At 30.6% G+C, this 14,708-nt stretch carries 11 protein-coding genes; all 11 read right to left on the reverse strand.

All coding sequences use genetic code 11. From position 1 onward, the window contains the following. Positions 1-4: 4 nt before the first annotated feature. The 11 genes from KQH81_RS14965 to glmS all read right to left on the reverse strand — a co-directional run bounded on the left by KQH81_RS14965 (position 5) and on the right by glmS (position 14,246). Entirely contained in the window at positions 5-1,327 is a 1,323-nt protein-coding gene (locus tag KQH81_RS14965) for an IS3 family transposase (RefSeq protein WP_022788069.1), read from the reverse strand. Positions 1,328-1,471: 144 nt separating this feature from the next. Beyond that, the gene (locus KQH81_RS14970) at positions 1,472-2,680 is read right to left on the reverse strand and encodes a NupC/NupG family nucleoside CNT transporter (protein WP_027637749.1); all 1,209 of its coding nucleotides are present in this window, start codon (positions 2,678-2,680) and stop codon (positions 1,472-1,474) included. 217 nt (positions 2,681-2,897) lie between these two features. Next, the gene (locus KQH81_RS14975; RefSeq protein ID WP_074845218.1) at positions 2,898-4,094 is read right to left on the reverse strand and encodes an alanyl-tRNA editing protein; all 1,197 of its coding nucleotides are present in this window, start codon (positions 4,092-4,094) and stop codon (positions 2,898-2,900) included. A 66-nt stretch (positions 4,095-4,160) separates the two neighbouring features. Then, positions 4,161-5,459, reverse strand: a complete 1,299-nt coding sequence (locus KQH81_RS14980; protein ID WP_074845216.1) for an APC family permease — start codon at positions 5,457-5,459, stop codon at positions 4,161-4,163. Between the two features lie 30 nt (positions 5,460-5,489). Then, positions 5,490-6,227 carry a gamma-glutamyl-gamma-aminobutyrate hydrolase family protein gene (locus KQH81_RS14985; protein ID WP_074845214.1) on the reverse strand — a complete coding sequence of 246 codons (738 nt, stop codon included), beginning with the start codon at positions 6,225-6,227 and terminating at the stop codon, positions 5,490-5,492. 190 nt (positions 6,228-6,417) lie between these two features. Next, positions 6,418-8,427 (reverse strand): sigma-54 interaction domain-containing protein, encoded by a 2,010-nt coding sequence (locus KQH81_RS14990; protein ID WP_027637753.1) that lies wholly within the window; start codon positions 8,425-8,427, stop codon positions 6,418-6,420. A gap of 126 nt (positions 8,428-8,553) precedes the next feature. Beyond that, positions 8,554-9,585 (reverse strand): DUF2804 domain-containing protein, encoded by a 1,032-nt coding sequence (locus tag KQH81_RS14995; protein ID WP_074845210.1) that lies wholly within the window; start codon positions 9,583-9,585, stop codon positions 8,554-8,556. 116 nt (positions 9,586-9,701) lie between these two features. Next, a complete protein-coding gene (locus tag KQH81_RS15000) occupies positions 9,702-11,312 on the reverse strand; it encodes an ATP-binding cassette domain-containing protein (RefSeq protein WP_074845208.1) in 1,611 nt (536 codons plus the stop codon). Between the two features lie 318 nt (positions 11,313-11,630). Further along, complete coding sequence (locus KQH81_RS15005) at positions 11,631-12,047, reverse strand: hypothetical protein (RefSeq protein ID WP_074845204.1); 417 nt, start codon at positions 12,045-12,047, stop codon at positions 11,631-11,633. Between the two features lie 152 nt (positions 12,048-12,199). Then, positions 12,200-12,358: a hypothetical protein gene (locus KQH81_RS15010; protein ID WP_168972047.1), complete on the reverse strand. Its 159-nt coding sequence runs from the start codon at positions 12,356-12,358 to the stop codon at positions 12,200-12,202. Between the two features lie 61 nt (positions 12,359-12,419). Next, on the reverse strand, positions 12,420-14,246 hold the full coding sequence (gene glmS / locus KQH81_RS15015; protein WP_027637757.1) for a glutamine--fructose-6-phosphate transaminase (isomerizing): 1,827 nt from the start codon (positions 14,244-14,246) through the stop codon (positions 12,420-12,422). Positions 14,247-14,708: the final 462 nt, after the last annotated feature.

Raw genomic sequence — 14,708 nt, forward strand, 5'->3', positions numbered from 1 at the left:
AGAGCTAGGCTACTAAAAGCTGATTTCTGTATTGAACAGGAGTCAGCTTTTTTAAATTCCACTGGCAACGATCATTGTTATAGTAGTCGATATAGTCATCAATAATTAACTGTAGTTCAGATAAAGTTGAACAAGATTTATAATCAATTTCATCTTTCATATGACCAAAAAATGATTCTTGAGGAGCATTGTCCCAACAGTTACCACGTCTAGACATAGATTGTCCAAGATTCTTAGATTTTAAAAGTTTTTGAAATATTGGACTTGTATAATGACTACCTTGATCTGAGTGAATAAAAGCATCTTTTGCTAATTTGACATTGGAGTTGGCCATTAGTTTAAGTATTGTATTCGTGGCGATATCTAAGGTTATTCTATTAGATAAATTATATGCTAGGATTTCATTAGTAGAAGCGTCTTTGATGGTCGATAAATAAGCCATATTATTATTTGAATATGGTAGATATGTGATATCTGTAAGCAATACTTTACCAGGTATTTCTTGCTTGAAATTTCTATTGAGTAGATTAGGTACCACGGTATGTTCCTTTGTAGCCTTAGCTATACGCTTATATGGATTAGGTTTCCTAATAGGGCAAACTATATTGTACTTTCTCATTATTCTTTGGATACGCCTTCTGCTATACACAATATTAAATTTATCTTTTAAAATCATTTTGATTGATCTTGATCCTTTTTTATAACCTCTATAATTCAGCGCTTCAAGAATAGTATTTCTAATTAAATTATCCTTGTTTTCGCGATTAGTTCTAATATTTTTACAAGACAGATATCTATAGTAACCAGAGCGTGAAACACCAGCCGTACTGCATAGATGTTTGACTACATTATGATTTTGCAACTTGCTAACAATATATTCTATTAAGGCAAATGCTTGTGCTGCAATTAATTTACCTTTTCTCACCTGCCTTTCGTGCAGCTCTAATTTTTTTAACAATTCTACCTCAGCCTTTAAATATTCAATTTCTGCTTTTTGCTTTTCTATTATTTCATCGCTAGTAATACTACGCTTACGTGGTCGACCACTATTTTTTCGTCTAGTGTCGTCTAATCCTAATATTCCATTATCCTTAAATGCTTTTCTCCATCTTGTACCAGCGCATTCAATACGACGAATACCGAGGGTATTTATATCAAATCCAGCTTCTTCAAAAATAACTCTTGAAGTTTTCCCTTTGCTACATTCAGCGATAAAATGTATTTTAAATTCATTAGTATATGTTATTGCTTTTTCACTTACATTGCTCACATATTTATTTCTTGATAGTCTACTAATTTCATCATTTGAAAATCTTATTTTACTCATAGTTAATTCACCTCATAAACTTATTGTACAAAAAAAGAACCTATATAGATAGACTCTCTTTTATTAGTGTCTATCTTATAGGTTCCATTTTAAAATGGATACACTCTCATTTTTCATATCAATAACTAAACTGATTTATAGTCATCATATAAACATCCCTGCTAAAGTTGCACTTAAAAGATTAGCTAAAGTACCTGCTATTACAGCTTTAAATCCCATCTTGGCTACTTCATCCTTTCGTTTTGGCTCCATTCCACCAAGTCCTCCTATCAAAATAGCAATAGATGATATATTGGCAAATCCGCATAAAGCAAAAGTAATTATTGCTACAGTTTTAGGATCTAAAGATGTCATTATAGGTCCAAATCTGCTAAAAGCTACAAACTCATTTAATATGAGCTTCTGTCCTATAAGGGACCCTGCAGTTAGAGCATCTTTAAGAGGAACTCCTATAACTAGAGCCAATGGATAAAATACGTATCCAAGTAAATTTTCCATGCTCCAATTTGAGTTTCCAAAAAGATTTCCAACCCACCCTATTATTCCATTAATCAAAGCTATTAGAGAAATAAATGCAAGAAGCATAGCTCCTATATTTAAAGCAAGCTGAAGTCCGTCAGAAGCTCCTCTTGCCGCCGCATCAATTACATTTACAGATTGATCCTTATCAAAAGTCACTGACTCATCTGATTTAAGTTTTTCTTTTTCTGGCATAATTATTTTTGAAATTATAAGTCCTGCTGGTGCTGCCATAAAACTTGCGGCTATGAGATATTCTAGAGGTACTCCCATAAGATTATAACCTACTAAAACAGATCCAGATACTGAAGCAAGACCTCCTACCATAACTGTAAAAAGTTCTGAGGTACTAAGCCTTAAAATATATGGTCGTATAAGTAGTGGTGCCTCTGTTTGACTTAAAAATATATTAGCTGCTGCGGATAAAGTTTCAACCTGAGAAGTCCCTAAAAGTTTAGCTAGTCCTCCTCCTATTATTCTTACTACCATCTGCATTATTCCAAGATAATAAAGCACTGCAACTAAAGATGAAATAAATATTATTATTGTAAGAACTTGAAAAGCAAAAATCATACCTCCATCCTTAGGTATAACTGACCCAAATAAAAAATTTATGCCCTCATTGGCATAATCAATTATTTTTGTTACTCCACTTGAAAGTTTCCCCAACACTTTTTTCCCAAAAGGAGACATTAATACTAAAAATGCAAAAAATAATTGTAGTAAAAATCCAATACTTATAGTTCTCCAATTTATAGACTTCCTGTCACTAGACATAAAATATGCAATAATAAATATGACAGAAATTCCTAATAGTCCGTTTAATATTCTCAATCAACATCATCCTTTTACTTATGTATTTTCATTAATTAGTCTCTTCCTCTCAGTAAAAAAAATACTCATTTTTTTCAATAAAAAAAGCCTTAAAACCACTCATTGATATACCCCTATCAAGCTGGACATATCATATCATATCAATTAACTGGTTTCAAGACCTTTTAAATTTTCTTATTCAACTTTGGTTTTAGTTAATAAAACTATCTGGAAAATACTAAAATAATTTCTTAACTTTCATCATTGCATAATCCATAGTAGAATTTAAATTCGAAACATTTTTTCCTGCTCCCTGAGCTAACGTTTTATTTCCACCGCCTCGCCCATCTATAAGAGTTATTGCATCCTTTAAGATTTCATTCATATTTAGCTTCTTTATATCCTTTGAGCATGTAAATATAAGATTTGCTCTTCCAGCTCCTTCTACTCCAAATAACACAACAGCCTTATTATTTTCAACTATCCTAGAAGCTAATTTACCTAAGTTTTTAACATCCTCATCTTGGTAGATATTCTTTACTACTGTTATGTCTTCTATTTTTTCTCCGTTATTCAGCATTTCTTTTATCTTATAATCACCAAGTTCTAATCTCAGTTTTTTATTTTCATCTATTGTTTCTTTCATGTTTGAAGACATATTCCTTATGGTACTTAATGCACTTTCATCTCCACAGTTTAAATATCTACATACTTCCTTGGAGAATTCATCCTTTTTAAAGAAGTTTTCTACAGCTCTATTTCCTGCGACATACTCTATTCTTGTAGCACTTTTGTGCTTTTCCCATCTCTTTATCTTTATAACTCTAAGCTCTATAGTTGAACTTGGATGAACTCCACAGCAAGCGTTTATATCCAAATCTCCTATCTTTACTACTCTTATAGGTTCGTTTGTCTTTGGAAGAGCTCTTCTAAGGTTAAGTTTCTTTAATTCTTTTTTATCTGGCATTAAAAAATCTACCTTGATATTTTCTCCTATAATTTCATTTGCAAATCTTTCAGCTTCCCTTATCTGTACTTCATTCAAATGTCCATTTATATCTACAGTGCTTATTTCATCACCCATATGGAACCCTACAGTATTTGCATTAAATAGCTTAAAGAAACATCCTGATAAAACATGCTGTCCTAAATGTTGCTGCATCCCGTCAACTCTTCGTTTCCAATCCAGTGTACATGATGCCTTATGTATTTTTATAGGTTTCTTTTCCACAACATGATATATCGTTCCGTTTTCCTCATAAACATCTATTACTTTTTCCTTTTCTATAGTTCCTAAATCACAAAACTGGCCTCCTCCCCCTGGAAAGAAAGCAGTCTTGTCTAAAACCACATGAAATTTCCCGTCATTTTCCTTTATATCTATAATTTCTGCCTTAAACTCTTTTATATATTGATCCTCATAGTAAAGCTTCAAATCCTATCACTCCTATTCATATCTATACTATATCATATTTCAATGAATATTTTATTGAACTCTACACTATTTATCCTTATTTAAATATCTCATAATAAAGTACATAGGTACTCCTATAAGTAGTCCTCCAAATCCCCATAATATCTTTTCAGGTTCACTACTTCCAGCAAATGCAAGAAGTACTATACTAACTATAGTTGCAAAAATAGGAACAACTGGACCAAAAGGTATCTTGAAATTTACTTTCTTTCCAACATATTTCTTTCTAAATACAAGTACAGCTATGCAAGTAGGAATATATTGAATAAACCTAGAAATAACACTTATTTTTATTAGTTGAGAATATGTGCCTGATAAAGCAATCATTAAAGTTAATACACAAGTTATTATGATAGCAATGTAAGGTACACCTTTTTTATTAGTCTTTGCTACGCTTTTAGGCAACAATCCATTTTCCGCTAACGCAACTCCTGATCTTGGTGTTCCGAAGGATGCAGCTATATTTATTCCTCCAATAGAAACAATAGTACCTATAGTTACAAACCATCCACCTATTGGACCAACTATAGCTGTGGCTGCATCTGATACTGGTATACTAGATCCAGCTAAATCCTTTCCTAATATACCTATAGAAATAGCTATAATTAGAAAATATACAATAGATACAAAAGCCATTACTAAAACCATTGCCTTAGGAACATTCTTCTTAGGGTTTTCCATATCTTCAGCTGCAATAGCTAAAGATTCAAAACCTGTATAAGCATAAAATAATGATATAGCTGCAGTAAAAAACGCACTCATAAATGTTGTGTTTTCCGGTAAAATAACAAAAGGAGTAAAATTTCCGCCTTTTATAAAGAACATACCTACTGCTATAAATGCGATTATTGGAATTAATTTTCCTATAGTTACTACATTGTTTATGATTTTAGATATTTTAACTCCCATTATGTTAATTATGCCCAAACCTATTACTACAACAGATATAATTATTTTTTTGACTGTTGGATCTGCAGCTGTTGGCCATACATTGGCTAGTACTGTTGTGAATATATTTGCCATAGCAGCCCATGCTATTATACCAATAGCCCATTTCATAAATCCAACTTCAAACCCTATAAAATCACCGAAAGCTTCTCTTGCATATACATATGGACCACCATTTTCTTCGAACCAACTTCCAGCTTCTGCAAAACATAGAGCAATAGAAACAGATAATACCATACAAAAAATTATTACTAATACACTTGCTGGCCCCAACTTAGAGTATCCATCTCCAGGTAATACAAAAATACCTGAACCTATAATAGCGTTAATTCCTAATAGTACAATACTAAATAAACCCAATTTATTTTTATCACTCATAAATAATACACTCCTTATATATTTTTTATATTATTTTCTTTTTTTACCTTCATCAATCAATCTTTTAAATATATTAAGCATATCTTCATTATCTTTTGACATCATTTCTGGATGCCATTGAACTCCTAAAACAAAATGATCTCCCTCTTTTTCTATCCCTTCTATAACACCATCTTTTGATCTTGCTACAATTGAATACCCTTGAGGAACATCTTTTACTCCAAGATGATGAAAACTATTTGTAAGAACTTTATCACCTAAAATTTCATATAGCTTACTATCTTTTTCTATTTCTACTGTATGAGTTGGAATATTAGGAGAATGTCCTTGATTATGCTTTATGTAAGCCTTTTCAATAAATGATATATCTTGGTATAAGCTTCCTCCATTGGCAACTGCTATAATCTGCTCTCCTCTGCAAATCCCTAAAACCGGCATCTTTATTTCATTGGCAATTTTCATAAGTTGTATATCAAATTCGTCTCTAATAGTAAGCACTTCACCTAATTTTGAACTAGGTTCTTCACCCCATAATAGCGGATTAACATCTTGACCACCAGAAAGAATTAATACATCAACATTTTTTAGTTGCTCTTTTATTATTTCCTTATCATGCACAATTGGAATTATATATGGAACTCCACCAGCTCTAACTACGGAATCCACATAATCATCATTCACATAAGCTCTTTTATATCCCGGAAACATACCACCATTATCAATAATATAGCTTCCAGAAATTCCGACTATAACTTTATTTTTGTCCAAAGTTTACTACCTCCTAATTAGTTTTAGCGTATATTTATTTTATGAGCAATTATTATGCCACTTTGAATTTATTGTGTATTTTTGAAATATTCTTTTAAAACTTATAATATGTTGTGAATTTTTCTGATTTTTTATTAAAATTTTTCTGATAAATAAAAAAATAGGAAGTTTTAACTTCCTGTTTAACTTCCTATTTTACATATGTTAAAAATTCTATTCCTTTATCCGTTATACTACTTCCGCCTCTTCCAACATGCGACTTTACCATGCCTACTGAATTTAAGATATTTAAAACCCTCTTTATTTTTCCCTCTGCAAGAATAACATTTTTTCTTTTTAAACTCTCCATTAAAGTAACTCTTCCAATTCCATTACCCTTATTTTGATTTAGTTCTTTTAAAATTATAATAGCTAAATCAAAAATTTTATTTTGCTTAAACATTAACATATGTTCATCAAAAATTTTATAATTTACTTCTATCAAATACTGAGGTAAATCCTCAATTGAAACGCATTGGCTACAACATAATGTTTCTATATATGAAGCTACATTTTTAAGCTCTCTTACATTTCCTGGCCAATTATAGTTTTCTAACAATGAAACAACCTCATCGCTTATAGAAATTTCTTTTCCAATAAATCTTTTTAACAAAAGGACTATATCTTCTTTTCTTTCCTTCAAATTAGGCACTTTAATAGGCAATATATTTAACCTATAATATAAATCTCTTCTAAATTTATCTTCGTCTATAAGTTTGGCAATGTTTTTATTAGTTGCAGCAATTATTCTAACATCAATTTCTATAACATTCTCACTACCAATTCTCACAACTTGTCTCTCTTGAAGCACTCTTAATAATTTTGTTTGAAGATGCATTGGCATATCGCCTATCTCATCTAAAAATATAGTTCCATGGTTAGCTTGCTCAAAAACTCCTCTTTTCCCTTCCTTATTTGCTCCTGTAAATGCTCCACTATCATATCCAAAAAGTTCACTCTCTAAAAGATTTTCAGGCATTGCAGCACAATTTATTGCTACAAATGGTTGATTATATCTTTTGGAATTATTGTGTATAGATTGAGCTATTAGCTCCTTTCCAGTGCCGCTTTCTCCTGTTATAAGCACAGTCAAATCTGTTTTCGATACTTTATCGGCTAGATTTTTACATTTGACCATGGTATTTGAAACTGTAACTATATCATCTAAATTATATCTAGCAATTTGTCCTTTTTCCCTAAGTTTTTTACTTAAATTTTGTTCTAATTGTCTTATATAAGTTATCTCTTCGATATAAAAATATATTCCTATAACTTCACCCATGTAATACATGATTTTCTTATTAACATTAAGGTATTTGAGATTTATTCTTATTATTTCATCTTTTACCTCTTTAGCTTTCAAGATGCCTTGCATCTCTTTTGGTAATATATCTATTATATTTTTATTTTCAATATCATCTTTAAAGTTCATTATTTCTAAAAACTTATCATTATACATAACTATATTGCCATCTGCCGAGCATTGTAGTATGCCATTTTTACAAATATTCAAAACTGTTTTTAGCTGGTTATTTTTAATCACCATCTTTTTTAAACTTTCATTAATACCTGATTGTACATTTATAAGTTCATTAGAATATATAGTTAGTCTATTTATGACATCTTCTCTTTCTATTTCTAAATACACAAGTATCTTATAAAAAGTCGATACATCTATAATTCTATTTCCCAAGTCTATTACATTCTCTATATGTTTAGGAATAAATTTAGACTCTCCTGGTGTTATGGCTATTTTTATATTTTTATACTCACCTTTAAAATCATATGGAACAAGCTTCAAGTGGTCTATCCCTAATTCATACAATAAAGAAGTCATTTCAAGAGTTGTCTCATAATTATCATTTACTACTAATACCTCTACATTATTAGGAATAGAAAAAAGCTTATATATATCCTTAGCCTTTAAAGTTCTTTCTATTACTATAACCTTTTTATTTTCATCCACATATTTTTTTATTTTATTAACTCTGTTTTTCAACATCACTAATACTATATCTTCATTAATTATAAAATCGTCTTCTAAAGCATTAAAATGATATAAGGTCACTTTTATATATTCTTTCAAAACCATTAATAAATTTTCTTTCAAAAATTCATCAAGTTTATTCTTGCCATCTGTTACTATAGCTATTGTTTTCAAATTTCCACCTCAAATTCTTTAAATTAAGCTTTATTTAATTTTATAATACCATATTCTTTTCTTCTTTATCACTATTGTCCCTTTAAACACAAAAGACTACACTAAAACAGTATAGCCTTTCAATTCTCACCACTTATTCACTACTCTCTCTGCAAACCCCAATAAATCTCTTACTTCTATTGTTGTTTCATCATCTAAAACAACTTTTCCAGTAAATCTTCCAAAGACTTGATGCTGGTTGCTTGATATTATACCCACTGACGAATAATCCTTCCTATCTAATATAGGTATAAAGTCCATCTCAAATCTTCCATCGTTTGATGCGAATGTCCATGGGCTCATGTAATTATATATTTCACCATTTTGAGGTATATTAAATGTAACCTCATCAAGCTTATTAGCTTTACCATCGTAAAATATCATATTCTCACTGGCATTGCTGGTATCTCCAAATCCATAGCCTATGTTAAATCCAAAGTTTTTTCCATTAACTATACCTGATGCAGAACCCCAGTACCAAGTATTCTTATACGTCCATACACCCCTTCCCCAATCTAAGGTTCCAAAGGAATTCCCCTTTGAAAATGTGTATGTTCTGTCATTGTAGACAGCCTTTCCTTCCACATCCATACAATTTATCTTTTGATTGTAGTAAAAAGCTTTTTTATCTTCCTCGAACGGAGTAGCTATAACCATGGATTCCTTGCCATTCTCTGTCAAAACTAAATTGCATTCAAAATCTTTATCTCCATCAAAATTTTTCATTCTACAATTGATTCTTCTACTTAATGCATCATTCAAAAACTCTATTTCTATCCTCTTATCTTTATATGAAACATCTCCTATTTTTGATGTAGCTGGAAGTTTAAGCTTTCCAAAGGTAAACGGTTTTATTATGCTGGTAGTTTTATAAAATGTATTTTTAAAATCTAATAGTGACACACTTAGAAGTGCCATATAAGAATTATCAGCTATAGTAAATGCTACTCCAAAGTCATCATTGTAAATCAAGTAGTAATCCCACTCTTTTATTCTATACCCTCTAGCTTTTATGTTGGTTCTGTCATAATCAAGCAAAAGTTTTTTTGCATATCCTTTCTGCAACAACTCTCCATTTTCATCCAACAGCCTTCCACGTCCACTTATTTCTTTTTGCATATAAAAACCCCCTTTAGGAAATTATATTACAGTTTTTTCACATTTTCCATATAAGAGGGAATGTACTTTTTGTTAAATTATTTTTTATACCATCTTAAATGCTATTAATTCTAATTTTACTTTAACTCTAAAAACTTTTTATTCTCAATCTTATATTTCTTATTACAATATTTTAAGTTATCTTTATTATGGGATATTATAAAGACAATTTTTTCTTTACAATGAGACATAATGAAGTCCATTATCTCTTGCTCACTCTTTTTATCTATAGAACTAGTTATTTCATCTAATATATATACACTTCCATCTTGTATCAAATGACGTCCTATTGCTATCTTCTGCTTTTCCCCTCCTGAAAGGTTGTTACCGTTCTCTAGTATAACTCTATCATAACCACCTGATTTATCCTTGAGACTTTCTAAAAGATTACAACTATCAAGTTTAGAAAAATCAACATCATTTTCATTTCTTCCAAATAACAAATTATCTTTCAAGCTTTTTGATAATATAGGGACCTCTTGAGAAAAATAAAGCATCTGATTTCTAAGCGACTTATTTCTTATATTTTTAATATCTATTCCATTTACTAAAACCCTGTCCACTTCACGAAATTTCAATATATATTTCATTATAGTAGATTTACCTGAACCAGATCCCCCTATAATTCCTACAACATCCCCTTTCTTCGCCTCGAGATGTACATTAGAGATAATCTCATTATCCTTAATCCTTACAGAATCAATATCTATCTTTATGGCTTCAACATCATTTACATCTACATTTCCTTCATTTTCCTCATTGTGTGTCAAATCATCATTTATAAAATCTTTTACCCCCTTCAAGTCTCTTAAGCTTACATTCATTCCAATAATATTAGTTATGCTTCCAAAATATATAGGTAGTATTATAGAAAGAATAAAGATTGAGGAGAAATGAAGTTTTCCTGTGAAAACTAAATATCCACAAAGCATGATTATAATGTTTTGCACTAAAGAATTTACAAATTTCAAAGAGCTACTTACTGCACCAGCATATATATTTACATCATACATACTTTTTTCAAGATCATATAGATTTTGAGATATGACATTTATCACATCATCTGTGGACTCAGCTTGTTTGATGTAATCTACCTGCTTCACCACACTTAATATATCCTTAAAATTACTTGCTACAACATTTTGCATAACGCTGGCTTTCTCTTGTAATTTCTTATTTAACTTTTTATATCCTAATATATTAAATGGTAATAAGATTAAGAGCAAAAGAAATATTACTTTATTAATTGTGAAACAAAATATCAAACTGAATGAAATTATTACTATATTAGCTATTATAGTGGTTAGTCCTTCTGCAAAAAGGTTATATAAAGTTATCACACACATCTGTATACGCTCTACTAAATAAGATGGCTGCAAGTCTATATATTTATCATACGTTAGCTTAAACACCTTGTCATATAGTAACTTAGACTGCTTAACCTTAAAAGAAACAGCAAATCTATTTTTAACATAAACTATCAATAATTGAATCACATATGCTGATACCATGCATCCGATTATAAGCATTACTATAGAATAATCTATATCGGAGCCTTTGCTCAAATAAAAGTTTAGTAATATAGGACTTATCAATATACAAACCGAACTAATGACCCCAAGTATCACAAGCTGCATTATTATATTTTTATTGCTCTTTAACATGCTGTTAAGACTGTTATTTTTCACAATTCATACCCCCCTCTATTTCTTATTCATTATGGACTATAGTTGGTATTTAAAGTTTAATTATGGATTATTTTTACTATAATACAAGTATATGAAACATATTAAATCATGTCAATATAATATATAACAAAACATATCAATATGATACAATTAAATACTTTGAAATAAAATAAAAAATCTGCAATCAAAGCTATTTTAAAGCTTCAATTACAGATTTTAACTCTTCTATATTAATATTTGCTAAGCAAAAAGATAGACAATGTATATGCAATAATTTTATAGAAAAGATTTTTATTCATTTGCATTTCCCCTTTAAATTCAATCCAGAAGTTTTTTCATAGTTACAGTTGATTTTTCACTTAGTTTCCAAACTATATTATCCTTGCTAATAAGTCCTTTAGTAGAATCACCTAACCACAAATTATATTGTTCTTGTGTCTGATTAGTTAAAAATATAATTATTGAATAATCAGGAGTTCTAATATCTATCTTACCTTTTAATTTTTCCTTGTTGTTCATAGCATTTATAACTGTTTTAATATTATCTTTATCAATCAAAGTATAGTTTTTAAATACCACAGACTTATCATCTAAATAGTTTATTATAATTTTTGAAACTTCATCAATTCTATATGTGTTATTTGATTTATAAACACATATAGCCACTAATAAAGGCATTGCTACACTTATTAATATGATCTTTGATTTAGACCCAAATTTATTTTTACTATTCAAATTCTCATCCCCAATTCTTTTATTATTACTATTGTATACCAATAAAAGTAATATTCTTCTTGTTATTAATAAAAAAATCCACAGCCAAAGCCTCCTGTAAGCTTCAACTGTGGACAAGTACGTATTTTCTGTGTATTGCCTAATTTATTTTTTTATTCTGCTAATACTTTTTCTATATCATGAATCATCATGTTTACTATTTCGAGTTTTCCTTGTGCGTAATCTTTTTGATCAACTAGGGTTATGCCCATTTCTAAGCATTTTTGAGTTTCTTTGTATTTTTCTAATAATCTCAATAATTCTTCATTCATAAAGTAATCACCCCTGTTTTTAATATTACTTTCTATTTATATATGAACTTTATCTATCGTATTATTCAACTGTAACTGATTTTGCTAAATTTCTTGGCTTATCTACGTCACAACCTTTTTGTACTGCTACATAATAAGCTAAAAGTTGAAGTGGTACTATAGCTAAAACTGGTGCTAATATATCTATAGTTCTTGGGATGTATATAACAGCATCCATAACTTTTTCAATATCTTTGTTTTCTTCATAAGTTACTGCAAGTACATGAGCACCTCTAGTTACTACTTCTTTTACATTGCTCACCATTTTATCTATTAAATCTTCTTGAGTTAATGTAGTTATTACAACAGTTCCCTTTTCAATTAATGCTATAGGACCGTGCTTTAACTCCCCTCCTGCGTAAGCTTCTGAGTGAATGTAGCTAAGCTCTTTAAGTTTTAGTGATGCTTCTAAAGATACAGCATAATCTAGTCCTCTTCCTAAGAAGAATAGATCTTTTTCCATGTAGTGCTTAGCTGCAAATCTTTGAATTTCTTCCTTCTTAGCTAATATTTCATTTATCTTTTCTGGTAAAGCTGTAAGCTCTGCCTTTATTTTTTCTACCTCTTCATCAGAAATAGTTCCTCTAAGCACTGCCATGTGAAGTGACATAGTGTACATAGCTATAAGCTGAGTTAAATATGCTTTTGTAGATGCAACTCCTATCTCTGGTCCAGCTAAAGTATAGAATACATCATCAGCTTCTCTAGATACTGAACTTCCTACAACATTTGTTATAGCAAGTACTCTAGCACCTTTCTTCTTTCCATCTCTTAAAACTGCTAATGTGTCTGCTGTTTCTCCTGATTGGCTTATAACTATTATTAATGTCTTGTTATCTATGATCGGATCTCTATATCTAAATTCTGAAGCTATATCAACTTCAACTGGTATTCTTGCTAATTTTTCAATTACATACTTTCCAACAAGCCCTGCATGATATGCTGTTCCACAAGCAACTATATAAATCTTGCTTACTTCATCTAAATCTTCCTTCGTTAAGCTTATCTTATCTAAAGATATTGCTTTACCTGGTACGATTCTTCCTGCTAAAGTATCTCTTACCGCTTTAGGTTGTTCGTGAATTTCCTTTAATGTAAAATCTTCAAATCCGCCTTTTTCTGCTGCATCAGCATTCCAAGTTACATGGTATACTTCCTTGTTTACCGGCTCTTTATACTCATTGAATATTGATACTCCTGAGTTCTCCATTACTATAAATTCTTTATCATTTAAAAGATAAATATCTCTAGTGTAAGGTAGTACTGCTGGTATATCTGAAGCTATAAAGCATTCTCCTTGTCCAAGTCCAACTATAAGAGGACTGTCCTTTCTTACTGCAACTATCTTGTCTGGTTCATCGTTGCACATAACTCCTATAGCATAACTTCCTTCCATCTTTGCTGTAGCTTTCATTACAGCATCTAGAAGGTTTCCTTCATAATAATACTCAACAAGGTTTGGTATAACCTCTGTGTCCGTATCTGATAAGAACTTGTATCCTTTTCCTTGAAGCCATTCTCTAAGCTTTAGGTAATTCTCTATAATTCCGTTGTGAACAACACTCACTTTTCCGTCTAGGCTGTTATGAGGATGAGAATTGACATCTGAAGGTTCTCCGTGAGTTGCCCACCTTGTATGTCCTATTCCTATATGCCCTTTTACAGGATTATCATTAAGCTTCTCCTCTAGATTAGCAAGTCTTCCTTTGCATTTCTGGACATCAATGTGCCCTCCATCCATTATTGCAACTCCTGCTGAATCATATCCTCTGTACTCTAGAGTTGATAAGCCCTTTATAAGTATTGGCGATGCCTCTTTTTTTCCTAAATATCCTACTATTCCACACATAATTAATCTTCCTCTCTTTGGGTTTTATTTAAATTTATTTGAATTTGTGAATAACAAAAGTAAAACCAAACATTTTTACTATTTTTGGCCGCAATTAATAAACCTATGCATATATCATAAATTTGCATAAAAATACCCGGTAAATCATTCTTTAATTTTAAAAAGTTATAATTTGAAAATTTTAAAGGAAGGTTTTAATCACCACATTGAATTTGTTCCAAGAATTGCTCCTTGGCTTTACCAATGGTTAACGGTAGTGTCTTACCGTGGGGCATCCGCCGAAGTCTTCGATACTCCCCATCCTCGTCAACTTAAAGTCCCAATAGAGACATGGACATGCACAAGGTGTGCACTTTCATTAAGTTCTGGCGCTTAATAATTCTTCTCTGCCTAAGATAAACCCTCTTAATCCCTAAGCTGAGATAATATATTATATTCTCTTTTTTATCAGAAGTTACTCGT

The sequence above is a fragment of the Clostridium cadaveris genome, from assembly GCF_020911725.1.
In the GTDB taxonomy this organism is placed as follows: Bacteria; Bacillota; Clostridia; order Clostridiales; family Clostridiaceae; genus Clostridium_X; species Clostridium_X cadaveris.

What these genes read in the sequence shown, in the direction of transcription:
- KQH81_RS14965 (WP_022788069.1), bottom strand. Translation starts at nt 1,327, where the DNA reads ATGAGTAAAATAAGATTTTCAAATGATGAAATTAGTAGACTATCAAGA.
- KQH81_RS14980 (WP_074845216.1), bottom strand. Translation starts at nt 5,459, where the DNA reads ATGAGTGATAAAAATAAATTGGGTTTATTTAGTATTGTACTATTAGGA.
- KQH81_RS14995 (WP_074845210.1), bottom strand. Translation starts at nt 9,585, where the DNA reads ATGCAAAAAGAAATAAGTGGACGTGGAAGGCTGTTGGATGAAAATGGA.
- KQH81_RS15010 (WP_168972047.1), bottom strand. Translation starts at nt 12,358, where the DNA reads ATGAATGAAGAATTATTGAGATTATTAGAAAAATACAAAGAAACTCAA.
- glmS (WP_027637757.1), bottom strand. Translation starts at nt 14,246, where the DNA reads ATGTGTGGAATAGTAGGATATTTAGGAAAAAAAGAGGCATCGCCAATA.